The organism is Pedobacter steynii (assembly GCF_001721645.1).
Taxonomy (GTDB): Bacteria; Bacteroidota; Bacteroidia; order Sphingobacteriales; family Sphingobacteriaceae; genus Pedobacter; species Pedobacter steynii_A.
In genome coordinates this window covers 2,585,281-2,610,305 of the sequence record NZ_CP017141.1, presented here as the reverse complement: position 1 = coordinate 2,610,305, position 25,025 = coordinate 2,585,281, and the positions used below count along the sequence as shown (strand labels likewise).

Annotated in this window: 23 protein-coding genes; 7 read left to right on the top strand and 16 right to left on the bottom strand. The window is 40.0% G+C overall.

Annotation, left to right across the window (positions count from 1 at the left end):
* Positions 1-234: 234 nt before the first annotated feature.
* Together BFS30_RS10810 and BFS30_RS10805 are read left to right on the top strand one after the other, a co-directional pair.
* Entirely contained in the window at positions 235-627 is a 393-nt protein-coding gene (locus BFS30_RS10810) for a response regulator transcription factor (protein ID WP_069382386.1), read from the top strand.
* Between the two features lie 54 nt (positions 628-681).
* Positions 682-1,161, top strand: coding sequence for a nuclear transport factor 2 family protein (locus BFS30_RS10805; protein ID WP_069379303.1), 480 nt, complete (start codon positions 682-684; stop codon positions 1,159-1,161).
* On the opposite strand, the gene hisS is transcribed toward BFS30_RS10805, so the two are convergent.
* From hisS to pdhA, 3 genes are all read right to left on the bottom strand, one after another.
* The gene (hisS, locus tag BFS30_RS10800; RefSeq protein ID WP_069379302.1) at positions 1,158-2,543 is read right to left on the bottom strand and encodes a histidine--tRNA ligase; all 1,386 of its coding nucleotides are present in this window, start codon (positions 2,541-2,543) and stop codon (positions 1,158-1,160) included. The two genes, BFS30_RS10805 and hisS, sit on opposite strands and share 4 nt — an antisense overlap.
* Positions 2,544-2,615: 72 nt before the next feature.
* Positions 2,616-4,268 (bottom strand): pyruvate dehydrogenase complex dihydrolipoamide acetyltransferase, encoded by a 1,653-nt coding sequence (locus BFS30_RS10795; protein WP_069379301.1) that lies wholly within the window; start codon positions 4,266-4,268, stop codon positions 2,616-2,618.
* 30 nt (positions 4,269-4,298) lie between these two features.
* A complete protein-coding gene (gene pdhA, locus BFS30_RS10790) occupies positions 4,299-5,294 on the bottom strand; it encodes a pyruvate dehydrogenase (acetyl-transferring) E1 component subunit alpha (RefSeq protein ID WP_069379300.1) in 996 nt (331 codons plus the stop codon).
* 227 nt (positions 5,295-5,521) lie between these two features.
* Here pdhA and BFS30_RS10785 point away from each other — a divergent pair, with 227 nt between their 5' ends.
* The 3 genes from BFS30_RS10785 (at position 5,522) to BFS30_RS10775 (ending at position 8,269) form a co-directional block, all read left to right on the top strand.
* Positions 5,522-6,076: a C40 family peptidase gene (locus BFS30_RS10785; RefSeq protein WP_069379299.1), complete on the top strand. Its 555-nt coding sequence runs from the start codon at positions 5,522-5,524 to the stop codon at positions 6,074-6,076.
* Between the two features lie 82 nt (positions 6,077-6,158).
* Positions 6,159-7,277: a CapA family protein gene (locus tag BFS30_RS10780; RefSeq protein WP_069379298.1), complete on the top strand. Its 1,119-nt coding sequence runs from the start codon at positions 6,159-6,161 to the stop codon at positions 7,275-7,277.
* A gap of 53 nt (positions 7,278-7,330) precedes the next feature.
* Positions 7,331-8,269: an SPFH domain-containing protein gene (locus BFS30_RS10775; RefSeq protein WP_069379297.1), complete on the top strand. Its 939-nt coding sequence runs from the start codon at positions 7,331-7,333 to the stop codon at positions 8,267-8,269.
* Positions 8,270-8,346: 77 nt separating this feature from the next.
* Here BFS30_RS10775 and BFS30_RS10770 read toward each other — a convergent pair whose 3' ends face one another.
* The 4 genes from BFS30_RS10770 to BFS30_RS10755 form a co-directional block, all read right to left on the bottom strand.
* The gene (locus BFS30_RS10770) at positions 8,347-10,518 is read right to left on the bottom strand and encodes a carboxy terminal-processing peptidase (RefSeq protein WP_335645371.1); all 2,172 of its coding nucleotides are present in this window, start codon (positions 10,516-10,518) and stop codon (positions 8,347-8,349) included.
* 173 nt (positions 10,519-10,691) lie between these two features.
* Positions 10,692-11,375, bottom strand: a complete 684-nt coding sequence (locus BFS30_RS10765) for a tetratricopeptide repeat protein (protein WP_069379296.1) — start codon at positions 11,373-11,375, stop codon at positions 10,692-10,694.
* Positions 11,376-11,395: 20 nt separating this feature from the next.
* Positions 11,396-12,238, bottom strand: a complete 843-nt coding sequence (locus BFS30_RS10760) for an isoaspartyl peptidase/L-asparaginase (RefSeq protein ID WP_069379295.1) — start codon at positions 12,236-12,238, stop codon at positions 11,396-11,398.
* A gap of 6 nt (positions 12,239-12,244) precedes the next feature.
* Positions 12,245-13,120, bottom strand: coding sequence for a cyanophycinase (locus BFS30_RS10755; protein ID WP_069379294.1), 876 nt, complete (start codon positions 13,118-13,120; stop codon positions 12,245-12,247).
* Positions 13,121-13,391: 271 nt separating this feature from the next.
* Here BFS30_RS10755 and cphA point away from each other — a divergent pair, with 271 nt between their 5' ends.
* Positions 13,392-16,007 (top strand): cyanophycin synthetase, encoded by a 2,616-nt coding sequence (cphA, locus tag BFS30_RS10750; RefSeq protein ID WP_069379293.1) that lies wholly within the window; start codon positions 13,392-13,394, stop codon positions 16,005-16,007.
* A gap of 84 nt (positions 16,008-16,091) precedes the next feature.
* On the opposite strand, the gene BFS30_RS10745 is transcribed toward cphA, so the two are convergent.
* From BFS30_RS10745 to fumC, 5 genes are read right to left on the bottom strand one after another with little or no spacing between them, the layout of a single operon-like run.
* Positions 16,092-16,649 (bottom strand): DUF1543 domain-containing protein, encoded by a 558-nt coding sequence (locus BFS30_RS10745; protein ID WP_069379292.1) that lies wholly within the window; start codon positions 16,647-16,649, stop codon positions 16,092-16,094.
* Positions 16,650-16,669: 20 nt separating this feature from the next.
* Positions 16,670-17,116 carry a low molecular weight protein-tyrosine-phosphatase gene (locus tag BFS30_RS10740; protein ID WP_069379291.1) on the bottom strand — a complete coding sequence of 149 codons (447 nt, stop codon included), beginning with the start codon at positions 17,114-17,116 and terminating at the stop codon, positions 16,670-16,672.
* 5 nt (positions 17,117-17,121) lie between these two features.
* Positions 17,122-17,928: a S1/P1 nuclease gene (locus BFS30_RS10735; protein ID WP_083252014.1), complete on the bottom strand. Its 807-nt coding sequence runs from the start codon at positions 17,926-17,928 to the stop codon at positions 17,122-17,124.
* A 23-nt stretch (positions 17,929-17,951) separates the two neighbouring features.
* A complete protein-coding gene (locus tag BFS30_RS10730) occupies positions 17,952-18,446 on the bottom strand; it encodes a fumarate hydratase (RefSeq protein WP_069379289.1) in 495 nt (164 codons plus the stop codon).
* 19 nt (positions 18,447-18,465) lie between these two features.
* Positions 18,466-19,863, bottom strand: coding sequence for a class II fumarate hydratase (gene fumC, locus BFS30_RS10725; protein ID WP_069379288.1), 1,398 nt, complete (start codon positions 19,861-19,863; stop codon positions 18,466-18,468).
* Positions 19,864-20,178: 315 nt separating this feature from the next.
* Here fumC and BFS30_RS10720 point away from each other — a divergent pair, with 315 nt between their 5' ends.
* Complete coding sequence (locus BFS30_RS10720; RefSeq protein WP_420488420.1) at positions 20,179-21,363, top strand: serine hydrolase domain-containing protein; 1,185 nt, start codon at positions 20,179-20,181, stop codon at positions 21,361-21,363.
* On the opposite strand, the gene recG is transcribed toward BFS30_RS10720, so the two are convergent.
* The 4 genes from recG to BFS30_RS28170 are packed head-to-tail and all read right to left on the bottom strand — an operon-like array spanning position 21,360 to position 24,969.
* On the bottom strand, positions 21,360-23,465 hold the full coding sequence (recG, locus tag BFS30_RS10715; protein WP_069379286.1) for an ATP-dependent DNA helicase RecG: 2,106 nt from the start codon (positions 23,463-23,465) through the stop codon (positions 21,360-21,362). The two genes, BFS30_RS10720 and recG, sit on opposite strands and share 4 nt — an antisense overlap.
* Before the next feature lie 4 nt (positions 23,466-23,469).
* A complete protein-coding gene (locus BFS30_RS10710; protein WP_237028735.1) occupies positions 23,470-24,366 on the bottom strand; it encodes an EamA family transporter in 897 nt (298 codons plus the stop codon).
* 18 nt (positions 24,367-24,384) lie between these two features.
* Positions 24,385-24,771 (bottom strand): RidA family protein, encoded by a 387-nt coding sequence (locus tag BFS30_RS10705; RefSeq protein ID WP_069379284.1) that lies wholly within the window; start codon positions 24,769-24,771, stop codon positions 24,385-24,387.
* 57 nt (positions 24,772-24,828) lie between these two features.
* Complete coding sequence (locus BFS30_RS28170) at positions 24,829-24,969, bottom strand: DUF6728 family protein (protein WP_335645370.1); 141 nt, start codon at positions 24,967-24,969, stop codon at positions 24,829-24,831.
* Between the last annotated feature and the right edge of the window lie 56 nt (positions 24,970-25,025).

The following is a 25,025-nucleotide window of genomic DNA, read 5'->3' as shown; positions in this document are numbered from 1 at the left end:
TTGCTGCAAATAAAAAAGGCACAATCGCCACAATTGCACCTTTTTTTTTAACCTAAAACTTATACATAAGACGGGTTAATAAGCAAAAGGTTTCATTTTAGTTCATTTTTTTTGCTTAGCATTTTTATTGCTCTGTAGCAGGCTATTTACAGAACTCTGTTTATAAAAATCAAATAATATATAAACAAATCAATCTTGTTAAATATATTTGTATTCCTAAAACACATTCCGATTTTGGCAAATAGCTCTAAGATTTACAAAAACATACTTGTCATTGAAGACAATCATGCCATCCTTGATGTCATCACCCTAATTTTACAAAGTGAAGCTTATAAGGTAACAGGTCTGAATAAAAGTGTAGATATGATGATGCATATTGAACAACTTAAGCCTGATCTGGTCATCATGGACATTATGCTTCCTGATGGGGATGGCAGGGAACTGCTAACCCAATTGAGGTCTGAAGCCAGCACCGCAGACATCCCCGTACTGATGATCTCAGCAAGGTATACTGAAGAGAATATCCAACATGGTGCGTTCAAGCCTAATGGTTTCCTGGCCAAGCCTTTCGACATTGATGATCTTCTGGACAGAATTGAGGGGATTCTTGCAGGGAAGGTTTATTAATCTGGTAAGCTGTTCCCCGGAAATTCGTATCTTAACTCAAATTAATAAAACGATATGAATGCCAACGAAGCGCTCATTACCAAATTCTATACTGCTTTTCAGAACAAAGATGTGGCCACTATGCAGGAATGCTATAGTGACCAGGCCACATTTAGCGACGAAGCTTTTGTAAATCTAAATGCAAAAGAAGTATGTGCAATGTGGGCAATGTTGATAAAAGGTGGGAAAGATATGCGCATCGACTTTAGTGATATCAGAGCAGAGGAACAGGGCGTAAGGGCTCACTGGGACGCTTATTATACCTTTTCTGCAACTGGTAGAAAAGTGTTGAATCGGATTGACGCCAGCTTTATTATTGAAAATGGCAAAATCATTAGACATACTGATCATTTCAACTTCTATAACTGGTCAAAACAGTCCCTGGGATTAACCGGATTATTATTAGGATGGACCTCATTTCTCAAAAATAAGGTAAGAAAGCAAGCCAGCACAAAACTGGCTGCTTATATGGAGAAAGAATTATCCAAAGATTAATCCTTAATTCTTTCAATAATGGCTTCCAGGGATAATTTATCCTGTTGCCCACTATGCATATCTTTTAAAGTCAGTTCCCCATTTTGCATTTCTTCGCTTCCAATCAGAATGACGTATGGAATGTTCTTGGCATCTGCATAACTCATTTGTTTTTTAAGCTTTGCTGCACTAGGATATAACTCAGCTGCGATATTTGCATTCCTCAATTGCTGGACGATTGGCAGGGCATATATTTCTGCACCTTCATCAAAATTACTGATCAGAACTTTTGTTCCTGCTGCTACAGATTCAGGGAAAAGGTTTAATTCCAACAATACATCGTAAATCCGGTCGGCACCAAAAGAAATGCCAACTCCAGTTAATCCTTTCAGGCCAAACATTCCAGTCAGGTCATCGTAACGACCACCTCCTCCAATACTTCCCATTGCAGCTTCATTGGTTTTCACTTCAAAAATACAACCAGTATAATAATTTAAACCACGGGCAAGGGTTATGTCTAACTCTAAATCCGGATTAAGTTCCGGGTTAGCCTGTAGTAATCCTTTTATATATCTGAAAACCGTTTCAATCTCTGCAATGCCATTCATTCCGGTCGCTGAATCTGCAAGAACGGCACGAAGGCTATGCAATTTCTCTTCATTACTTCCCTGCAATAAAATTACCGGTTTTAATTTCTCCAGGTCCGCTTCTGTAAATCCACGCTCAAGGAGTTCTTTACTTACGCCATCCAAACCAATTTTATCCAGTTTATCAATCGCAACAGTCATGTCTATGATCAACTCTGGCTTACCGATAATTTCAGCAATTCCCGATAATATTTTACGGTTGTTCAGCTTGATGGTAAAATCTTTCAGACCAAGATTACTCAGGGCTTCCTGATAGATCAATACAAATTCTGCTTCATTCAATAAGCTATCTGATCCTACTACATCCACATCACACTGATAGAACTCTCTGTAGCGACCTTTCTGTGGCCGGTCAGCTCTCCACACAGGCTGAACCTGGAAGCGCTTAAAAGGCAGGGAAATTTCATTCTGGTGCATCACCACGTAACGGGCAAAAGGCACAGTTAAATCATATCTTAATGCTTTCTCACTAATTGATGAAATCAATTTTTGGGAGTTGGCATTGGCCAGCAATTCCGGATTTACTTTAGAAAGGAAATCCCCGCTGTTTAAAATCTTAAAGATCAGTTTATCTCCTTCATCTCCGTATTTACCTGTTAAAGTACTCAGGTTTTCCATCGTTGGGGTTTGTATTTCCGCATATCCATATTTTTTAAATACCGTTTTTATAGTATCAAAAATATAATTGCGTTTGACCATTTCCTGAGGTGAAAAATCACGGGTTCCTTTAACTAGAGAAGGTTTAATATTCGACATAGCGACAAAAGTACAAAAAGTAACAGGCATAAAAAAAGCTGCCGAGGCAGCTTTTCAGATTATTTAAATATTTTAAACCAATAACCTTACTGGTTCTTCTAACAATGCTTTTAGTGTCTGTAAGAAAGCAGATCCTGTTGCACCATCCACCACGCGGTGATCACAACTTAAGGTTACTTTCATGACATTCCCTGGAACTACTGCACCGTTTTTAACCACTGGAACCTGAGAGATTCCTCCAATTGCAAGGATACAGGCATCAGGTGGGTTAATGATCGCTGTAAATTCATCAATTCCAAACATTCCTAAGTTAGAGATAGTGAAAGTCGAACCTTCCCAATCAGCAGGTTGTAATTTTTTCGCTTTAGCACGTTGTGCAAAATCTTTTACTTCCGCAGAGATATGAGATAGTGATTTACCGTCTGCAAAACGAACTACAGGAACCAATAGACCATCTTCAACAGCTACTGCTACACCAATGTTTACATGCTCATTGTAACGGATTTTATCGCCCAACCACGAAGAGTTAACATTAGGATGTTGTTTTAAAGCAATCGCAACTGCTTTTAAGACCATATCATTGAAAGAGATTTTAACAGGCGCATATTCATTGATCTTAGTACGTGCAGCAATTGCACCATCCATATCAATAGCCATTGTTAAATAGAAATGCGGCGCTGTAAATAGGCTTTCAGATAAACGTTTAGCAATTACTTTACGCATCTGAGTAACCGGTTTCTCTGTATATTTCTCTTCGCCGATAAACTGAGGAATACTTACCTGAGCTTGTTTTTCTGCAGGAGCTGCAGAAGTTGTCTCTGCCGGTGCAGGCGCTGCTGCAGCTGGCTTGAAGTTTTCAATGTCTTTTTTGATGATACGTCCGCCATCAGCACTGCCTGCTACCTGAGCAAGGTCAATACCTTTGTCTTTCGCAATTCTCTTTGCCAGAGGAGATGCTTTTACGCGATCTGAACCTTCAGTCGCGGCTTCTGCTGTTACAGACGGAGCGCTTTCTGCTACCGGAGCATCTGCTTTTTTATCTGCTGCAGGTTTTGCCGGAGCATCGCCTTGCGCAAGAATACCACTGATATCAGTCCCTTCAGGACCAACAATCGCGATAATTCCGTTCACTTTAGCTGCTGCACCTTTTTCAACACCAATATGTAATAAAGTTCCGTCTGCGTATCCCATAACCTCCATAGTCGCCTTATCGGTTTCCACATCGGCAAGAATATCATCGTTCTTAATTTTGTCACCAACTTTTTTATGCCACTCAGCGATCACGCCTTCAGTCATCGTATCACTTAGCAAAGGCATTCTTACTACAGTAACACCCATTTTTTCTAAATCCGCATCCGTAATACCAGCAGGTGTTTCTTTTTTATCTTCAGCAGGTTTTTCTGCAGGAGCGGCATCCGTTGCCGGCTTCGCTTCAGCTGATGGGGCCGCAGCACCTTCAGCATCCAACGCTGCTTTATAATCTTCGCCTTCTTTACCTATGACAGCAATCACCGCATCAACAGGAACAGCTTTACCTTCTTCTACACCAATGTACAAAACGGTACCATCCCAATATGACTCTAAATCCATGGTTGCCTTATCGGTTTCCACTTCGGCCATTACATCGCCACTTTTAACTTTATCGCCAACTTTTTTATGCCACTTCGCCATCACACCTTCAGTCATGGTGTCGCTCATTTTGGGCATTCTAACTATTTCAGCCATTCTATATTATTAAATGAAATGCGTTCTAAATTAATCTTGTACGTAAGGATAATCCTGTTGTACATAAACATCCTGATACAATTCTGATGCTTCCGGCCAAGGTGACTCCTCTGCAAATTTAACAGCATCATCAACAATTTGTTTCACTTTTGCTTCGATCTCTTCGATCCAGGCCTGATCAGCATATTTTTCCTGAAGGATCGTTTCTCTAACCGCTTCAATAGGATCTTTGGTTTTGTAAGATTCCAATTCGTCTTTAGAACGATATTTTGCAGGATCAGACATCGAGTGGCCGCGGTAACGGTAAGTTCTGATCTCTAAGAATGTAGGTCCATCGCCATTTCTTGCACGTTGAGCAGCTTCATCCATTGCAGTGTGAACTGCAACAGGATCCATTCCGTCTACCGGTGCACATGGCATATCAAAACCTAAACCTATTTTATATATATCAGTCATGTTTGTAGTACGCTCCACAGAGGTTCCCATTGCATAACCGTTGTTTTCACAAACAAAGATGACAGGTAATTTCCATAACATCGCCATGTTAAAGGCTTCGTTTAAAGCACCCTGACGAACAGCGCCGTCACCCATGTAACAAACGTTTACATTTTTAGTGCCTTTATATTTCTCAGCGAAAGCGATACCTGCTCCTAATGGAATTTGTCCACCAACGATACCATGTCCACCGTAAAAGTTATGTTCTTTGCTAAACATGTGCATAGAACCACCTTTTCCTTTAGAACATCCGGTAGCTTTACCATACATCTCTGCCATAATGCTGTTTGCACTCACACCTTTTGCTAAAGCATGTGCATGATCGCGGTAGGCAGTGATCATAGAATCTTCTGGTTGTAGTGCCGAAATAGCTCCTGCTACCACAGCTTCCTGACCTATGTATAGGTGACAAAAACCACGGATTTTCTGTTGTCCGTACAATTGACCTGTTTTTTCTTCGAACTTGCGCATCAGCAACATCGACTCAAACCACTTCAGATAGGTATCTTTATTAATTTCTACTGCACTCATTTTTGGGTATTGGTTTTTATTTACAAGAGCAAATCTACTTTTTTATTGCAACATATAGAAGAAATACATGTAAAATGAACACTAAGGTTACATATAATGTGGATAACTTTTAGATTTAAACATTTTACATTTGGATAACATTTGTAAAATACATAGTTTTGGCACCGGACAATAAGCCCCAGTGGTGTACGTTTAAGTGTAAGTGTCTATTACCCAAACTTAATAGTATGATAAAAAAATTTTTGTTTTCTACCCTCATTGTCGTGTGCAGCCTTTCTGCAGCTCAAGCACAGACAAAAACAAAAGAAACCAATAAATTAGAAGACCCTGATAATTTAGCTTCCCAATATTTTTCTCAGGTAATGGGTGTTGCGGTAGATGCAACGTCTAATATAAAACTCTACAAATTCATTTATGAATGGATTGGAACTCCTTACCGATTTGGAGGAAATACCAAAAGAGGCATTGATTGTTCTGCTTTCACAAAAGCCATTTACGATAAAGTTTTCAACACCACTATACTCCGCAATTCACGTGACATCTTTAGCATGGTAGACCCATTGCCAAAAGATGAGTTAAAAGAAGGAGACCTGGTATTCTTTAAGATCAAAAGCCGTAGCATTACGCATATTGGCATTTATCTGGGTGATAACCGCTTCGCTCATGCATCCTCCAGTCGCGGAGTGGTGATCAGCAATTTAAACGAACCTTATTATTCCAGGTATTTTTATAAGGGTGGCAGAATTTTAGACCCTGTAAAAAATGACCTGATTGAGGAGTAACCTCAGCATACAAAAATATATATTGAGTCCTCCTAAATCTCTGGGAGGACTTTTTTTATGATAAAACACTACCTCTAAATCAATGAAATTCTCCAACACCATTGCTCTGACCCTCTCATCGGTTGTATTTATGTTTAGCTGTCAGGGAAATAGCGCAAGCGTTCCTCAGCAAATAAAAAAAGACAGCATCCAGATCTCCATAAAAAGAGATACGCTTTCCATTACAGATACCATTTCTATTACTGCTGTCGGCGATATGATGCTCGGATCAGCCTTCCCCGACAAAGCAAACCTCCCTGCCGATGATGCGGTCAATAGTTTCAAAGAGGTAGATAATTTTTTGAAAGGAGATATCATTTTTGGAAACCTTGAGGGCTGCTTACTGGACAATGGGAAATCTACCAAGTGCAGCGATCCTAACAGCAACAGCTGTTTCGCTTTCAGAATGCCGGAAAGGTATGCAGGTATTTTCAAAAAAGCAGGCTTTAACCTACTGAGTGTCGCGAACAATCATGTAGGTGACTTTGGAAAAAAAGGACGGACAAGGACCACGGAAATTCTGGATTCTCTTCAGATCAATTATGCAGGCCTCCAGTCTCATCCTTTTACCATTTTTGAAAAAGATAGTGTAAAATATGCTTTCTGTGCTTTTGCCCCCAATGAAAACACGGTTTCAATCAATAAGATTGACAGTGCAAAAGCATTGGTAACAAGACTAAAAAAGCAGGTCGATATTGTTATTGTTTCTTTCCATGGCGGTGGTGAGGGGGCTAAATTTGAGCATGTACCAAGAAAAAATGAAATTTTTTATAAGGAAAACAGGGGTAATGTTTACCAGTTCGCTCATTCAGTAGTCGATGCAGGAGCAGATATTGTGATTGGCCATGGCCCTCATGTAACCAGGGCAGTCGAAGTTTACAAAAATAAATTTATAGCCTACAGTCTCGGCAATTTCTGTACTTATGGAATGTTCAGCCTGAAGGGGCCCAATGGAATTGCCCCATTACTGCAGATTAAGCTAAACGGAAAAGGAAATTTTCTTTATGCAGATGTAGTTTCAGTAAAACAGGACAGAGTAAACCGTCTGACTTTAGATGAGAATTACAGTGCCTTTAAAAAAATAAAATTTCTTACAGACACAGACTTCCCCGGACACCGCCTTGATTTTTCGAAAGAGGGACGTATTGAACAAAAAAAATAGATGGAATTGTTCGTATCTTGAAGGAGTTATTCCAATCATTAAAACAAAATTCTATGGACTATACATTTTACCTTCTCGTATTCTTTGCACTGGTTATTCTGATCAGTTCTTTTGTCACTGTAAAACAGGGAACCATCGCGGTGATCACCATTTTTGGCAAGTACCGGCGACTATTAAGACCCGGATTAAGCCTGAAGATTCCCCTGGTTGAAAACATTCATTCCAGAATTTCGATTCAGAACCGCTCTGTTGAACTTTCTTTTCAGGCGGTAACGCAAGACCAGGCGAACGTTTATTTTAAGGCTATGCTGCTTTATTCTGTGCTTAATCACGATGAGGAAACCATCAAGAATGTAGCTTTTAAATTTGTCGATCAAACCAACCTGATGCAGGCCCTGATACGTACCATTGAGGGATCTATCCGGGCATATGTAGCAACACAGCGCCAGGCCAACGTTTTAGCGCAGCGTAATGAAATTGTTGACCATGTAAAACACCAGATTGATCAGGTACTGGAAAGCTGGGGATATCACCTTCAGGATTTACAACTGAATGACATCACCTTTGATGAGGAAATCATGCGTTCAATGAGCAGGGTGGTTGCCTCAAACAATCTAAAAGCTGCCGCAGAAAATGAAGGTCAGGCTCTACTGATTACTAAAACAAAAGGAGCTGAAGCAGATGGTAACGCCATTAAAATTGCGGCGGCAGCAGAAAGAGAAGCAGCTCAGCTACGTGGACAAGGAATTGCTTTATTTCGTGCAGAAGTTGCTCATGGTATGACTAAAGCTGCTCAGGAAATGGAACAGGCAAATCTAGATATTTCTGTAATCCTGTTTACCATGTGGACAGAATCGATTAAACATTTCGCTGAAAACAGCGATGGAAATGTGGTTTTTCTGGATGGTTCTACTGAGGGGATGAATAAGACCATGAAAGAAATGATGGCCATGCAAATACAAAAGAACAGAAAAGACCAGGCGGGAGAATAATCCCCTAAAAAAAAGGGCGCATCCTAATGGATGTGCCCTTTTTTTGGAATAAGTTAACGTTCAGATTTGAATTCTATCTAATTAAATCCGGCTTTCACTTTCACTAATTCGGCTTTATTTGGATTGGTAAACCTCATCAAATCTGCCATGATCTGTAAGCTCTCATCCTCTATGAAGTCGAACGTTTCTTCTTTCTTAATCTTATCTCCTTTTTTAACTGGAGCCAATCCTTTCGAAACCCTCAACTGGTTAATTCTGGCAAGAGATTTAGCCTCCAGACTATCCCGCTCTGCTTTCAGTTTTGTTTCGTTTAAAGTGATAGAGACCTCTCCTTCTCGTTTTTTAACATCAGCAATATCCTGTTCTAATGTTTTATAATCCAAAGAATTTGCCATCCTTGCTTCATGAAGTTTCAGTAATTCCGGTTTTAAAGGGTTAAGGTCAGCAACTACCTTGAAATTAGATTTTTGTACCTCGTCCCAAGGTAAAGCAGAAGGTTCTGTGTCTTCTCCTATTTTATTCAGTGGATAAAGCGAAGGAAATTGAATATCAGGCATCACCCCTTTATGTTGGGTACTACTTCCAGTTACGCGATAAAATTTAGCCATCGTCAGGTTGATCTGCCCCAATTGAACAGGAGCCCCCTCTTTTCCATTAACGGTCTTAATAGTTGTTTTAGCATCCTTACTTACCAACGCTGCTATTCTTTGTAAAATAGATGGGTTTACCAGTCTGTTCAAATCTATTGAAGATTGAACAGTTCCTTTACCATAGGTCTGCGTCCCCATAACGATACCTCGTCCATAATCCTGAATTGCACCTGCAAAAATTTCAGAAGCTGATGCGCTCAAACGATCCACCATCACTCCAAAAGGCCCACTCCAGGCAACACCTGAATTGGTATCTTCGCTCACTTCAATGTTATTCTTAATATCTTTTACCTGTACTACGGGTCCTTTATCAATGAATAATCCGGTCAGATCGATCGCCTCTACCAATGAACCGCCGCCGTTAGCACGTAAGTCCATCACAATAGCATCTACTTTATCTTTGTTTTTTAAAGTATCAATCAACAACCTCACATCTCGAGTGGTACTTTTATAATTAGGATCTCCTGCATTTGCAGCTTTAAAATCTGCATAAAAGGCGGGAACCCTGATGATTCCTATTTTATAAGACTGTCCCTCTGACTGAATGGTCTTTACCGATTTTTTGGCCGATTGATCTTCCATTACGATACGCTCCCTGGTCAATTCTATAATGACAGGTTTTGACGACAGTTCACGTCCAACCGGGATAATTTTCAATCTCACCTTAGTTCCTTTCGGTCCTTTTATCTTAGAGACAGAATTATCAATTCTCCAGCCGATGATGTCTTCAAATTCACCAGAACCCTGTGCAACACCTACAATCCTATCTCCTGAGCTTAACAGCTTACTTTTGAAGGCTGGACCACCCGGAATAATTTCATCAATTTTAAGAATATCATTCTCCAGTTTTAACCTTGCACCAATCCCCTCAAATGAACGTGCCATATCTTCATTAAACTGCTGAGCATTTACCGGATTAAAATAATTGGTATGGGGATCAATCGTCTCTGTAAAGGCATCCATAATCGTTTGGAATACATCCTGATTATTAACTTTTGCAGCTTGTGATTTTAAATTTTCATATCTTTTAGTCAGGGTTTCCACATTTTTTGCCGGAGTTGTTCCTGCAATTTTCAGGTTAACCAGGTCATACTTCACCTTTTTCTTCCAGACATCGTTAAGTTCCACAGGAGAAGTGATCCATGGCATTTTCTCCCGGTCAAACACATAGGTATCATCCTGATTAAAGTCATACTTGGATTTTACCTGGGTAAGTGTATACGCCAGCCATTCATTATATCTTTTCAGATATACGTTAAAAATGTAGAACGGAGCACTTAGATCCCCATTTCTAAAATCGTCATCCAATGTATTTCTAAACTGTTCAAAGTCTTTAATATCAGAGGCCAGGAAATAATATTTGTAAGGGTCTAGGTCCTTTATATACTTATCCAGGATCAGTGAAGAAATAGAATCGTTGAGTTTTATCTTTTTATAATTATAATTTTCGATCAGTCCAACAACCTCTTTAACAACCAAAGACTGCCTTTCGTCCGGCACAATATTGCTTACCCCCTTCACTAATTGTTGTGGCTTTGGGGAAGCCTGGCACGCAAGTACAGCCGCGGTAAAAGTGACCAGTAATGTTCTTTTTAACATCTCTTTGAATAATTTAAAATCCATTTTGTAATGCACAACTAATATGATACCAATATCACGAATAAACAGAAAAGAGACAGTAATATTACCGTCTCTTTTCTGTAAACTTATCAAAAGTAATTAAAAATCCTATACAAAAATCAACAGGTATAGGATAATTTTACAAGTGCATTTCAGGATTTCTTCGCTACTGGCTTAGAAGGGATTAGTGCCTTTACTTCCTTAATTTTACTCTTAAACTGACTGCTATTTGATGATTTGGCTAATAATTCAGCTCTCTTGATATCCCTTAAAGCAAGGGTATATTCCTTCTTCTTAATTTTAACCTGCGCAATTCCCAGAACAGATTCTATATAAGAGTTATTATTATTTACCTGTTTCGCGAGAATTCCCTGTTGCGTATAAAACCACAGCGACTGAGTGAGCTTATTGGCGGCAAAATAAATCCTTCCCAACTGATAGTAAGACTCCATTTGCCCGGTTTTACTTCCTATTCTCGAGTAATTTTTCAAAGCAACATTGAGAATCACCTGTTCTGCCTCTCCATAATGGTTCATCAGAAAATGAACATTTCCCAATCTCAATAAAGCTTCTCCATAACGTACAAAGAGTTTAGAGCTATTATATTCAAATGCGGCTTTACCAAATAGCGTAAGGGCATCGTTCAAATCCCCTCGTTTTTCATTTTTTACGGCCTCAGCGAAATAGGTATTTCCATCCGCTTCTTCCAGGCTGGAGGTCACAATGTTGATCGCTCCGCCCGTCACCGGGGGGTCTTGGGTTAAAAAAGTATTAGTTTGTGTCATCGCCCTCCCTGAAAACAACAGGCAAATGATTACTAAACAAATTTTGTTCATCCGATAAAGATATAACAAATTTAGTTAAACACCTGTAAACTACCATCAAAAGCAGCCCAGACCATATAGGGGTGCGAGTCAGTATGGTAAATCTCTCCTTTAGAAGAGATTCCGATGATTCCGGCAAAACCCTCAAAAGTTTTTAACTCCGCAAAAGATTTTTCGCTCGCCTCTTTTAACGTAAAACCATCTGTAACACGGGTAACAATTTTGGATGCCAAAGCCGTACTTACAATATCTTCTCCTACTCCTGTACATGAAATTCCAGCATATTCATTTGCAAAGTTTCCTGCAACAGTGGCAGAATCACTCACACGGCAAGGAATTTCAAATCCTTTTCCACCCGTAGAAGTTGCCGCGGCGAGGTTTCCCTCAGCATCTAACGCAACACATCCTACGGTACCTGTTCTGGTGGATTGGAATAGCTTTTGTTCGTACTCTTCTTGTCTTTGTGGAATAATCGGATTAAAAAAATCGAAACCATGCTGACGGGCAAAATTTAAGGCACCGGCACCACTTAAAACTTTATCGTCGAAATTCTGCAGCTTTTCAGCTACCTGAATCGGGTTTTTTACATTTTCAATATTAATGACCCCACTAAATTTCTGGCTTTTACCATCCATCAGGGAAGCACTTAAGCGAATCTTACCGTCACTCTGAATCTGAGAACCCAGGCCGGCATTAAAGAGCTCATCATCTTCCAGCAGACTGACAGCATAAATAACAGTCTCCAATGCGGTATGCGTTTGTAAATAATGATGAGACTGGCTCACAATTGCAGATAAAGCATCCTGCTTTGCTTTTTTAGTTTCCTGATTGGTATCAGACTCACTAAAAAAACCACCATGAATAATTATTTTCATCTTTGATTAATCTATAGAAACCACTTTCGGATGATGAATGGTCAGCTTATGGGCCATAAGGTCATAAATATCTCCATCACACATCACATGAACCGTCATATTGTTAATTGAGACTGGTTGACCCATATCTACGTCTGTAAGATTCGTATCCGCCATATTTCTACCATCCACAAGAATCACCATTCCTGAACCTATCGCCTCCATTGTATTTCCATTGGAAATATACAGACCGGTATCTTCTCCCAGACCAATCCCGAGTATACCAGGATTACTGGCTGTAGCATATAAAAGCCTTCCTATTCTTCCACGCTGTACAAAATGCGTATCCACAATCACCCCGTCGATAAAGCCTAACCCACCTGTAATTTTAACTTCACCTTTCAACAAGGCATCTTTACTGCTACCCTGATAGATCATATTTTTAGAGCTGGCAGCGGCTCCCGCGGAAGTCCCCGCAATCACTACCGGTTCGTCCTGGTATTTATCTAAAAGAATCTGATGAATGGCCGTTCCGCCAAATATTGAAGAAAGGCGCAATTGATCCCCTCCGGTAAAAATGATCACATCGGCTGCCTTTATACGATCGCAATTCTCTTCAGCATTTGCCTGCTCACGACTATGAATATTTAACACCCCTACATCGTGAACATCCAGTTGCACGAAAGCTTTAATATATTCTTCTCCAACCCTTTCCGGAACAAGAGATGCTGTAGTAATGATTTCGAAACGAGAAGTAGTTCCCTTTAATGATTCCGTTGTAATTTTCTTTAAAATACCTCTTTCAAAAAAGTTCATATTCTGGGGCAATCCGAAAGTTGTCTCTGTAAAACTTCCGGTATTAATCGCACCACCTATAATTATTAGTTTACCCTTTGGAGTCATCTTAAATCTTTACATTTCCAATAATTCCAAATATATATGCATTAGCCTAATATCTCGGAATTATTTATTAATATTCCAGCCTTATTAACAATTTTCTGATGAGCCCTTCAGCCCTCTATACCTTGTTTAAAAGATATTGCTAACATTTAACGGGCCAATAGTGGAACTTTCGAAAAATATTTATACTTTAATCTCTCCATTGACCTTATAAGATTAGCTACAAACAGTTCCCATAATATGGTCACTACCAACACAAAATAACCAATCTAGAATGAAAATATTAGGCATACAGGTGCTACGCGGACCAAACATATGGTCTATAAACAGAAAAAAGTTAATTCAAATGCGCCTTGACCTGGAGGAGATGGAGCAAAATCCGACGAATGTCATAGATGGATTTGCAGAAAGGATTGAAAAATTAATACCCAGTTTATACACGCACCGGTGCTCCAAAGGCACAGCGGGTGGATTTCTGATGAGGATCCAGGAAGGAACCTGGATGGGACATGTAATTGAACACATTGCTCTGGAGATTCAAACACTTGCGGGAATGGATACCGGCTTTGGCAGAACCCGTCAGACCAAAACTGAGGGCATTTACAATGTGGTATTTAGTTATCTCGAAGAGAAAGCAGGGTTATATGCCGCTGAAGCTTCTGTAAGGATTGCTGAAGCATTGATCAATGGAACTGATTATGACCTGGAGCATGACATTCACCGCATGCGTGAGTTGAGAGAACTTGAACGTTTGGGACCAAGTACCGGTTCTATTGTAGACGAAGCAATCTCCAGACAGATTCCCTGGATCAGATTGAACAAAAGCTCACTGGTCCAGCTCGGATACGGAAAAAATCAGGTACGTTTCCGTGCAACCATGACCGAAAAGACAAACTCTATAGCCGTTGATATTGCCTGCAATAAGGATGAGACCAAGAGGCTGCTTCAGGACTCTGCTATTCCCGTTGCTAAGGGTGTAACCATATCCGACCCTAATGATCTCGCTGATGCTATCAAAAAAGTTGGTTATCCGCTAGTGTTCAAACCTCTTGACGGAAATCATGGAAAGGGAGCAACCATCAACGTAAAAACTGATGAAGCAGCTAAAGAAGCTTTTGAATATGCACAAAATTATTCACGAAAAGTTATCATTGAACGTTTCATCAGCGGTTATGACTTCAGAATCCTGGTAATAGACCATAAAATGGTTGCAGCAGCACTTCGTGTCCCTGCCCATGTGACAGGAAACGGCCAGCTAACCATTCAGGAACTAATCGATAAAGAAAATACAGATCCAAGAAGAGGCTATGGTCATGAGAATGTATTAACAGAGATTAACGTCGACCGTGACACGCTAGATCTTCTTGCAAAGAAAGAATACACATTGGAAACAGTTCCTTCACAGGGAGAAATTGTTTACCTCAAATCTACAGCGAATTTAAGTACTGGCGGGACCTCTATTGATGTGACTGATCTTGTTCACCCTCAAAATGTATTCATTAGTGAGCGTATCTCCAGGGTCATTGGACTCGACATATGCGGGATCGATATCATGGCTGAAAATCTGACTCAGCCACTAACTGAAAACGGGGGTGTTGTACTTGAAGTAAATGCGGCGCCGGGATTTAGGATGCACCTTGCTCCAAGCGAGGGCCTACCAAGGAATGTTGCTGCCCCAGTAATCGACATGCTTTATCCTCCTGGAAAATCGGCTATAATTCCCATAATCGCAGTAACCGGAACCAATGGAAAGACAACGACATCAAGGCTAATTGCTCATATTGTTAAAAGTAACGGAACCCGCGTTGGATTTACAACCTCAGACGGAATCTATGTGCAGAATACCATGCTGATGAAAGGTGATACCACAGGCCCGGTAAGTGCAGAATTTATTCTCAGGGACCCGACAGTAGAATTCGCTGTTCTGGAAACGGCAAGAGGTGGAATTCTCAGGGCCGGTCTGGGCTTCAACAAATGTGATATTGGCGTGGTCACGAATATTCAGGAGGATCATTTAGGTATCTCTGACATCCATACCCTTGACGACCTGACCAGGGTTAAAGGAGTAGTTATTGGTGCTGTAAAAAGAAGTGGGTGGGGAGTACTAAATGCCGACAATAAATATTGTATCAAAATTGCTGCTACTGCTGATTGTAATATCGCCTATTTTAGCATGGATGAGAACAACCCTATAATCGTTGAGCATTGCAAAAAAGGAGGAATAGCGGCAATTTATGAAAATGGTTATATCACGATTAAAAAAGGTGACTGGAAAATCAGGGTAGAAAAAGTAACCCATGTTCCACTAACTTTTGGTGGCAGTGTTGATTTCATGATTCAGAATGTACTCGCAGCTACATTGGCAACCTTTCTTTGGGGCTACAAGATTGAAGACATCCGTATGTCACTGGAAACCTTTATTCCTTCCGCCGCACAAACACCAGGAAGGATGAACACTTTTAAATTCAAAGAGTTTAAAATAATGGTTGACTTTGCACATAATCCTGATGGATATAATGGCATCAAGTCTTATTTAAAAACCATTGACGCAACCGAACATATCGGAGTAATATCAGCTACAGGAGACAGAAGGGATTCTGATATCAGGGAGACTGCAAAGATTGCTGCCCAGATGTTTGACAAAATCATTATTTGTCAGGAAAAATACCTGCGCGGCCGTAACCAACAGGAGTTAATTGACTTACAGATAGAATCCATTCGTCAGGTAAAACCCGATATGGATATCATCATTAACAATAGTGGAGATGATTGTCTGAAGTATATTATTGCTACCGCCCGCTCAGGATCATTCATTACTATCTTAAGTGATACAATAGATGGTGCAATCACTAAGGTATCAGATTATGTAGATAAAGAATTCGGAATGTAAAATAAGCTAAAAATCCTGCACATTGATACCTCCTGTAAGAACGGTACAGATGTGCAGGATTTAAAAAGGTTGGTCCTTTTTTCTTTATATTTTACTGAATTTTAAATAGCCGAGATGAATCTCATCTTTAACTAGCTCTTCATCAAGTTCAATCCTTAGGTCATATTGAAGTTTCAGGTCCTCGGAAAGCACATCTACAATTTCAAAGGCATCATCTACATCGACCCCATATTTATCATCGATATGAGAAGTTGCTCCTTCAAAACCTGTATGCTTATAGAATGCGGTTTGTTTAGCCTGCTGGATAGCAGCCGCTTTATCCGCAGCAACAATCAGCATTTTGTAATGGGGTTCATCAAACTCACCGCGCTTATAACCGCCCAGATTCATAAAAAACAAGCTATTTATTTGATTAGAGATGCTTCCTTTCGGCACAACCTGTATTTTATAGCCATCTACTTCAGTCACCTCACGCCAGGCATCTACATGGATCTTTTCTCCGGCCTCAGGCCAAAAATCCAGTATCTCTTGTTTTAGATCTTTCAACGAATCGGCAATGGAAAAGAGCATATCGTGTTGTTCTATGCGACGTGGTGGCGGAGTGCAACCGAGCATCAACATAAATAATTTAGGTAATTGCATAGTATCTAAGATAGTTTTCTTTATTTATTCGCTTTTATTTCATCTATCAGTTGCTTACAACGCGCTTCGATTTGCAGAAATACAGGTTCAAAGAGGCGTTCGTCAAAATAAGGATCTGCGACTTCAAGATCATCAGGAAGAAACATCGATACTTTATTACGTTGTTCCTGCCCGCTGGCAAGTTTAAGGACATCCTTTAAATTATTTTGGTCCATTACCAAAATCAAGTCAAATTCATCAAAATGATCCCGGTTAAAATGTTTTGCTCTTTGTTTAGAGATATCATAACCAAACTGCCTAGCAACCGAAATACTTCTTTTATCAGCAGGTTCGTTTACATGCCAGTCTCCAGTTCCTGCAGAGGCGATCTCCCAGCCTAATTCCTGCTGATCGACCAAATGGCGCATGATTCCTTCCGCTAAAGGGGAGCGGCAAATATTGCCTAAACAAACCATCAAAATTTTCATTGGCACTAGCTATAAATGTCGTTAAGGATATTGGCCAGACAGATTCCTCCTTTTAACAACTGTGTGTTTAAAAGCGCTATAAAATCAAAATTGTATTTATAACTTAACTTTTCTTCAGGTTTGGTATTCTCATAAATCTTATTACAAGCCTCATAAGAGCCATAAACGAAATCCTTTAGAGAGCTGCTTTTCCATTTTGTCAATTGATCATCTGAAGGATGATTAATGGCATCCGCGTATTCGGTATAACTTAATTGCTGATAGTCGATCAGCCCTTCATCCCAAACCTTATGTAGGTTAGATTTTGCTCCGAACCAGGTAATATACACCTTATTTCCGCCAAGGTCCTCTTTGCGTGCAGTATGCATAGGCTGGTTTAAATCCCCAACCAAATGGACAAGCATGCGCATAGCCAGCTTCTTTTGATCAGCAGTGCTTTGCGGGTTCTTCAATACAGATATCATCTCAGGGATTTTATTGTACACATTGGGTCCCTGTTCAGCATCCAGGAAGTTAAAAATGCCCTGCTGATCCATACTGCCGGGAAGGTTTACAAAATGCCAGTTATACAAATAATTATACGCTGTATCCGATTTGATAAAATCACCCCAATTACTGGCCATGGCCAAGCTTTCTGTGCCCAATACGCTTTTTACACCTTTAAACGCTTTTTTGGTAAGATGGCTCTCTGCTATCTGTCCAACAATTCTATGGCCAAGCATTCCCCATGCATTCGCTGTCAGGGGGAAATAAGCCATTATTATAACGGTTAAGGCAACTTTTAATGACCTGTTGATTGATTTCATCTTCATTAGTATATATTTTAGAAACAGATTTAGAGTTCTTTCGGCTCGCAAATAACCTTCTCTTTCAAAACGAGGTTACATTCCCTTTGGTCACTGGCGCTTTGGAGCAGTAACTTAGTTGGTTCAAAGGACTTGATATAAAAACTTTTAATATATCTTCCAATCTGATAGCATCCGGAAATCTTTTGCTTATAATTAGCTTTGGTGTAGGTACCTTCCAGAATCAGGCTGTCATTACGAACCTCATATACTCCTTTGGCAAACTCCTTCCAGGTGCCATTATTAAAACAGGAATCAGGATAGTAGTTTACCTTGGAATGCGTCGTTAAATCGACGTAGAACGAATCACACGTGAACTTAAATTTATGTTGGGTATAACTTAGCAACTTCCCCGCATTCGGGATACTATCCTGATTCCAAACACCCTGTAAAAAAGCCTCACCTTTCCCTTGTACATTAGGTAACCTGCTGCATGATGCAAACAAGCCGGAAATGAGTAAAAGAGAACCTATCAATCTCCACATATCGGGTATTTTTATTAAATTATTTTAAACTGCCAACCATATCTTCCGGACGAACCCATTCATCGAACTGTTCTCCGGTAAGCAATTCAAGTTCAATTGCCGCAGCACGCAGGGTTTTATTTTCTTTATGTGCTTTTTTAGCAATTTTCGCTGCGTTCTCATAACCTACATGAGGATTTAATGCGGTAACTAACATCAGAGAGTTCTCTAAATGTTTTTTAATTTCAGGAAGGTTAGGCAAAATCCCTTCAGCACATTTGTCATTAAATGAAACACAGGCATCTCCAATCAAACGACCCGATTGTAACACATTAGCGGCAATTACGGGTTTGAAAACATTCAGTTCAAAATGACCATTGCTTCCACCAATCCCAACAGTAACATCGTTACCCATCACCTGAGCACACACCATTGTCAATGCCTCCGGCTGTGTTGGATTAACTTTACCTGGCATAATAGAAGATCCAGGCTCATTATCAGGAATAATGATTTCACCGATTCCACAACGTGGGCCAGAACTTAACATTCTAATGTCGTTAGCCACTTTCATCAAAGAAACGGCTGTTCGTTTATAAGCAGCAGAAAGCTCTACCATCGCATCGTGCGCAGCAAGGGCCTCAAACTTATTTGGGGCAGTTACAAAAGGAAGGCCGGTTAATTCAGCTATTTTCTTAGCAACTAATATATCATATCCCTTCGGTGTATTTAATCCAGTACCAACAGCAGTGCCTCCAAGAGCAAGCTCACTGATCATCACCAATGCATTTTTTATAGCCCTGATGCTATTGTCAATTTGTTGAACATACCCGGAAAACTCCTGACCTAAAGTAAGCGGAGTGGCGTCCATAAAATGTGTCCGTCCTGTTTTTACGATATTACCGAATTCAGCTACTTTTTTTTCTAAAGTATTGCGCAGTTTCTCTAACCCCGGAATGGTAATTTCTACAGCCTGCTTATAAGCTGCAATATGCATTGCCGTAGGATAAGTATCATTAGAAGACTGAGATTTGTTCACATCATCATTCGGATGCAACACTTTTTTTTCATCAGCAAGATCACCACCATTTAAAACATGGGCCCGGTAGGCAATCACCTCATTTGCATTCATGTTGCTTTGCGTTCCTGAGCCTGTTTGCCAGATTACCAGAGGGAATTGTTCATCTAGAGTACCAGCAATCACTTCATCACAGGCTTTTGCAATTAAAGCTGCTTTTTCAGCAGTCAGGACACCTAATTCTGTATTCGCCAATGCCGCGGCTTTTTTAAGGTAACCAAAAGCGTGTATGATCTCCTTTGGCATAGATGCCTCTGGCCCTATTTTAAAATTATTACGTGAACGTTCAGTCTGAGCCCCCCAATATTTATCGGCAGGTACCTGCACTTCACCCATGGTATCGTGTTCGGTTCTAAAATTCATAGTGTTAAATATTTTATTTCGCAAATTTAGGTTTTTTATACTTTTAAAAGGGGCATTATTGTCAGATGTTTAATACAGTTCAGAAAAAGCGAAAAAATGCATTTCGGATATGAATTACCCATGGCTCGAGGCTACTGAAAAATGGATCTGCAGGATTACCTGAGCTAAAAAACAAAACATTCTGAAAACAAAGCTTATAATCTAACAATGTTTAAAACTCTTTTGCGTTTAAAGCCTTAATATTCCTTATTTTTCGGGCGTTTAAAAGTATCTTATTTATACATGACTTATCGTAATATCTTAGCCGTGGCTTCAATGGCCACTTTTTTATTTTTTGCCTGCTCCAATTCAAAGAAAAATGCAGCTCACTCCATTCCGAGTAAGGAACGAACTGCAGAAGATGACAAAGCTGACAGCCTTCTATTGGTTTACAATCCAGCCAAAGGCGACAAATTCATCGCCAACTTTGTAGATAATTTACATAAAAAATATGGCTTCAATGGGAATATGCTTGTTGCAAAAGATGGTAAAATTCTTTACGAGAAGGCCATTGGCTGGGCCGATTATCTACACCGCGATAGCCTGAAAATAAACTCTGAGTTTGAACTTGCCTCCGTAACTAAAACTTTTACCGGAACTGCAATTATGCAACTGATAGAACAGGGAAAACTACATTTAACGGATGATGTGAAAAAATTCTATCCTAATTTCCCGTACGAGGGGATTAATATAAAATTACTCCTCACGCACCGCAGTGGAATGATGAACTATGTTTATTTCACTGACGGCATATGGAAGGACAAGAAAAAGCCTATGAGCAATAACGATGTCATGAACCTCATTGCAGAACATAAGCCAAATCGCTATGCCAAACCGGATACCCGCTTTCACTACAACAACTCTAACTATATGGTATTGGCTGCCATTATAGAAAAGGTAACTGGCAAACCCTATGCAGATTATATGATGGAAAATATTTTCAAACCTTCGGGAATGAAACACACACATGTATACTCTACAACGGTTTATCCCAAGATTCCGGTTGATGTAATTGGCCATGACCGCACCTGGAGATATTCAGTAGTTCAGAACTTTCTGGACGGCCCTGTTGGTGATAAAGGAATTTACAGTACACTGCATGACCTTGTTCTGTATGACAAGGCGCTTAAAAATGGCCGTCTTTTAAAGAAAGAAAGTTTAGACTCTGCATATAAAGGGCATAATAAAGCAATCAACGGACACTTCAACTATGGTTACGGCTGGAGAATGTTTGATGGGGAAAATGGCAGAAAAGTGGTTTATCACACTGGCTGGTGGCATGGCTTCAGACACATCTATGTGCGTGATTTTCAAAAAAACATCGTGGTGATCTTTTTGGGTAACTTAACGAATGGAAGTCTGATGCATTTAGACGATTTATATAAGCACCTCGGCATGCCAGTTATCAGAAAGGGTGCCTATTCCGGATCAGGCTCTCTTCCTGGCAGTGACGAAGATTAAGAGATTTTATCGAAAGCAATACCTCGGCTTCTCTTGTTGAGGTATGTTTTCAACAAACTATTTTCCGGGAGCTCCAGTTTTGGATCTCCCTCCAGAATATTGATAACGGTATTTCTGGCTTCCTGCAGAATTAGCTGATCTGTAGCCAGATCAGCTAACTTCAATTCCAATACTCCGCTTTGCTGAGTACCTGTAATGTCTCCCGGGCCGCGAAGCTGCAAGTCTATTTCGGAAATTTCAAAACCATTATTTGTTTTCACCATAGTATCCAGTCTAAGGCGACCATCTACACTAAGTTTGTTTCCTGACATCAAAATACAATAAGACTGCTCCGCTCCCCGTCCTACGCGTCCCCTTAACTGATGCAGCTGGGACAACCCGAAGCGTTCTGCATTTTCAATGATCATAACAGAAGCGTTTGGAACATTAACGCCAACCTCAATCACGGTTGTCGCCACCATGATCTGACTCTTCCCTTCAATGAAACGCTGCATTTCAAATTGCTTATCAGCATTGCTCATTTTCCCGTGCACAATGCTGATCTGGTAGTCTGGTCTTGGAAACTGATAACTCATTTGCTCCACTCCCGCTTCCAGATGTAAAAGATCCAGCTTCTCACTTTCTTTAATCAAAGGATACACCACATACACCTGACGTCCCTTCGCAATTTCCTCCTTCATAAACCCAAACATCCGTAATCTTTGTCCTTCATATAAGTGACGAGTCTCAATTGGCTTTCTTCCGACTGGCAATTCGTCGATCACAGATACATCCAGGTCGCCATATAAGGTCATCGCCAAAGTACGAGGAATTGGAGTCGCAGTCATCACCAGAATATGTGGAGGAACGACATTTTTACGCCATAGTTTGGCCCGTTGCTCCACTCCAAAGCGGTGTTGTTCATCGATAACAACCAAGGCCAGATATTTGAATACCACTTTATCTTCAATGAGCGCATGAGTACCAACCAGAATATCTATTTCTCCGGCCTCTAGCTCTTCATGAAGCTTCGTTCTTTGTTTTTTTGTCGTACTGCCTGTTAGAATTGCAACTTTTGCGAGTCGTCCGTCTAATAGCGAGGCTATAGATTCATAATGCTGTCTGGCCAGGATCTCCGTCGGCGCCATCATACAAGCCTGATAACCATTATCAATGGCAAGTAACATACTCATCAAGGCAACAACCGTTTTTCCGCTACCTACATCTCCCTGCACCAGCCGGTTCATTTGAATCCCCCTCTGGGTATCCATGCGGATTTCCTTGATCACACGTTTTTGAGCACCAGTTAATTCAAAAGGAAGTATCTCTTTATAAAAGGTATTTACAGCCTCCCCAACAGCATTAAATTGGTGTCCTTTGAACTTCCATTCTCTGATTTGTTTATTATGTAGTAGCTGCAGTTGTATAAAGAATAACTCTTCAAATTTCAATCTTCTTTCCGCTCCCTTCAGCGCCTTTACATCTCGGGGGAAATGAATACTTAAAAGAGCTTCCTTTTTAGTTACCATTTGGTATTTATCCAGGATATAAGCAGGCATACTTTCTTTGACTTCCGGTAGTAATTGCTCGATCACAAGTGTTTGCAACTTCTGAATTCCTTTACTATCAAGAAAAAATTTCTTTAGCTTTTCGGTAGAATTATATACCGGTTGCAACCTTAAATTCCCAGTGATCGTGGCCGGTCTTGGATAACTTTCCAGTTCCGGATGGGAGATACTGAAGGAGCCATTAAAGGCTGTAGGCTTACCAAAAACAATATAGACTTTACCACGAGAAACATTTTCGTCAACCCATTTTAAGCTTTGAAACCAAACCAGCTCGATAGATCCTGTCTCATCAGTAAGACGGGCAACAATTCTTTTTTTATGTTTTTCCCCAATCTGTTCCTTTCCTGTTATCCGTCCAAGAATCTGGACATAAGGAAGATCGGTATCGAGCTCATTAATTTTATAGAACCTTGTTCTGTCAATATAGCGAAAAGGAAAATAATTGAGCAGGTCATCATAGGTATATATGCGCAGCTCTTTTTGTAAAAGTTCAGCGCGCTTAGGCCCTACACCTTTAAGATATTCGATGGTGGTATCTAAAGTAGCAGCAAACAAGGCTTTAAATATTTTTTTTCTTAAAGGTAAGTATATCTTTTAGTATGCTCCAATTAAATACGATTACAGATGTTAGCAACAATAGATAGGCAAGTAGTTTATTTGAATCCACCTGCTCATTAAAATATAGAATAGCTACTGTAAAAGCAATAATCGGATTAGTATAAATGATGATTCCAAGAGTTGAGGAAGGAATACCAATCAAGGCATATAAACTTAAAAAAAGAGGAATAATGGTGAATAATACCGCCACAACAGTGATGTTACCCCAAAACCAGGTGCTGTCAGGAATATTTCCATGCTCAAAAAAGTAGAAAGGCAACATCATCAGAACTGCCATACCAATCTGAGTGGCCAGCACATTCAGCTTATCAAGGTGCTTCATCTTACGCTGTATAATCAGATAAAATGCATACAATGAAGCAATCGCTACAGACCACATCACTTCCACAAAGGAACCCGTGGCCAGTAAAATAATACTGAGCAAAGCGATCCCCAGAGAGATTAGCTTTAATCTGGAAAGATGCTCTTTAAGTAGGATAAAACCTCCAAATGCGGTAATTAACGGACAAACCATATAAGCAAAAGCTGCAGACTGGAGACTGACATTATTCACTGCATAAATATAGGTGTACCAATTCGAGGTTAATAAAACAGTAGAAGCAACAAGTTGAAAGCCTATGGTCTGTTTCTCTTTTCTTTTCAGCCCGGCAAGATAATCCAGGTCTTTTCTAATTTGCTTTTTTCTGAAAACCAGAATTGCAACCCATAGGAAGACCATAGACGTAAATATCCTGTAATAAAGTATTTCCTGAGAAGGAAAGGCTTTAAGATTTCTCAATGGAATAGAGAAAAATCCCCAGATAGCAAATGATAAAACTCCCGCAAAGAAGTACCTCAAATTTGACTTCCCCAAAACTTAGCCCTTACAAGCTATGATAGAGATTTCAACATTCACGCCCTTAGGTAATCCTTTAACTGCAACGGTTTCACGTGCAGGAAAGTTACTGCTGCTTTCAAAATAAGAACCATAAACCTCATTTACTTCTGCAAACAAATCCATATCCGTCAGAAAGATGGTCGTCTTTACCACATCGTTAAAGTTATAAGAAGCCTCTAATAATACTGCTTTGATATTTCTCATTACCTGATGGGTTTCCTCAGCAATGGAAGACTGGGTAAGTTCTCCAGTTTGTGGATTGATAGCAACCTGACCTGATAGGAATAAGAAACCATTTGCTTTTACAGCCTGACTGTAAGGACCAATTGGTGCCGGAGCATTGTTGGTGTTGAATATCTGCTTCATTTTTATATAGTTTTATTTCGTTCTAAAATTCAGAGGTTCGGCTGCTTAGGATATTGTCTATTCCAGACAAATCAAGTCTATTAATTTCCAAAGTATACCTGCGATAAACATTGTAATTGCGATTGCATTAATCACATGCATGATTTTCAAATTGATATTACTGGGCCTATTAGGGTCTTTTTTTCTGAATAGATACATACAGTTACAAATGTAGGAATAAAAAAAAGAGGGCTTCAAAATTGAAGCCCTCTTTT

Coding starts and splice junctions, on each gene's coding strand:
- BFS30_RS10805 (WP_069379303.1), top strand. CDS start 682: ATGAATGCCAACGAAGCGCTCATTACCAAATTCTATACTGCTTTTCAG.
- BFS30_RS10770 (WP_335645371.1), bottom strand. CDS start 10,518: ATGTTAAAAAGAACATTACTGGTCACTTTTACCGCGGCTGTACTTGCG.
- cphA (WP_069379293.1), top strand. CDS start 13,392: ATGAAAATATTAGGCATACAGGTGCTACGCGGACCAAACATATGGTCT.
- BFS30_RS10745 (WP_069379292.1), bottom strand. CDS start 16,649: ATGCAATTACCTAAATTATTTATGTTGATGCTCGGTTGCACTCCGCCA.
- BFS30_RS10705 (WP_069379284.1), bottom strand. CDS start 24,771: ATGAAGCAGATATTCAACACCAACAATGCTCCGGCACCAATTGGTCCT.
- BFS30_RS10755 (WP_069379294.1), bottom strand. CDS start 13,120: ATGACTCCAAAGGGTAAACTAATAATTATAGGTGGTGCGATTAATACC.
- BFS30_RS10735 (WP_083252014.1), bottom strand. CDS start 17,928: ATGAAGATGAAATCAATCAACAGGTCATTAAAAGTTGCCTTAACCGTT.
- fumC (WP_069379288.1), bottom strand. CDS start 19,863: ATGAATTTTAGAACCGAACACGATACCATGGGTGAAGTGCAGGTACCT.
- BFS30_RS10730 (WP_069379289.1), bottom strand. CDS start 18,446: ATGTGGAGATTGATAGGTTCTCTTTTACTCATTTCCGGCTTGTTTGCA.
- hisS (WP_069379302.1), bottom strand. CDS start 2,543: ATGTCGAATATTAAACCTTCTCTAGTTAAAGGAACCCGTGATTTTTCA.
- pdhA (WP_069379300.1), bottom strand. CDS start 5,294: ATGAGTGCAGTAGAAATTAATAAAGATACCTATCTGAAGTGGTTTGAG.
- BFS30_RS10765 (WP_069379296.1), bottom strand. CDS start 11,375: ATGAACAAAATTTGTTTAGTAATCATTTGCCTGTTGTTTTCAGGGAGG.
- BFS30_RS10740 (WP_069379291.1), bottom strand. CDS start 17,116: ATGAAAATTTTGATGGTTTGTTTAGGCAATATTTGCCGCTCCCCTTTA.
- BFS30_RS10780 (WP_069379298.1), top strand. CDS start 6,159: ATGAAATTCTCCAACACCATTGCTCTGACCCTCTCATCGGTTGTATTT.
- BFS30_RS10775 (WP_069379297.1), top strand. CDS start 7,331: ATGGACTATACATTTTACCTTCTCGTATTCTTTGCACTGGTTATTCTG.
- BFS30_RS28170 (WP_335645370.1), bottom strand. CDS start 24,969: ATGTATCTATTCAGAAAAAAAGACCCTAATAGGCCCAGTAATATCAAT.
- BFS30_RS10760 (WP_069379295.1), bottom strand. CDS start 12,238: ATGAAAATAATTATTCATGGTGGTTTTTTTAGTGAGTCTGATACCAAT.
- BFS30_RS10785 (WP_069379299.1), top strand. CDS start 5,522: ATGATAAAAAAATTTTTGTTTTCTACCCTCATTGTCGTGTGCAGCCTT.
- BFS30_RS10720 (WP_420488420.1), top strand. CDS start 20,179: ATGGCCACTTTTTTATTTTTTGCCTGCTCCAATTCAAAGAAAAATGCA.
- BFS30_RS10795 (WP_069379301.1), bottom strand. CDS start 4,268: ATGGCTGAAATAGTTAGAATGCCCAAAATGAGCGACACCATGACTGAA.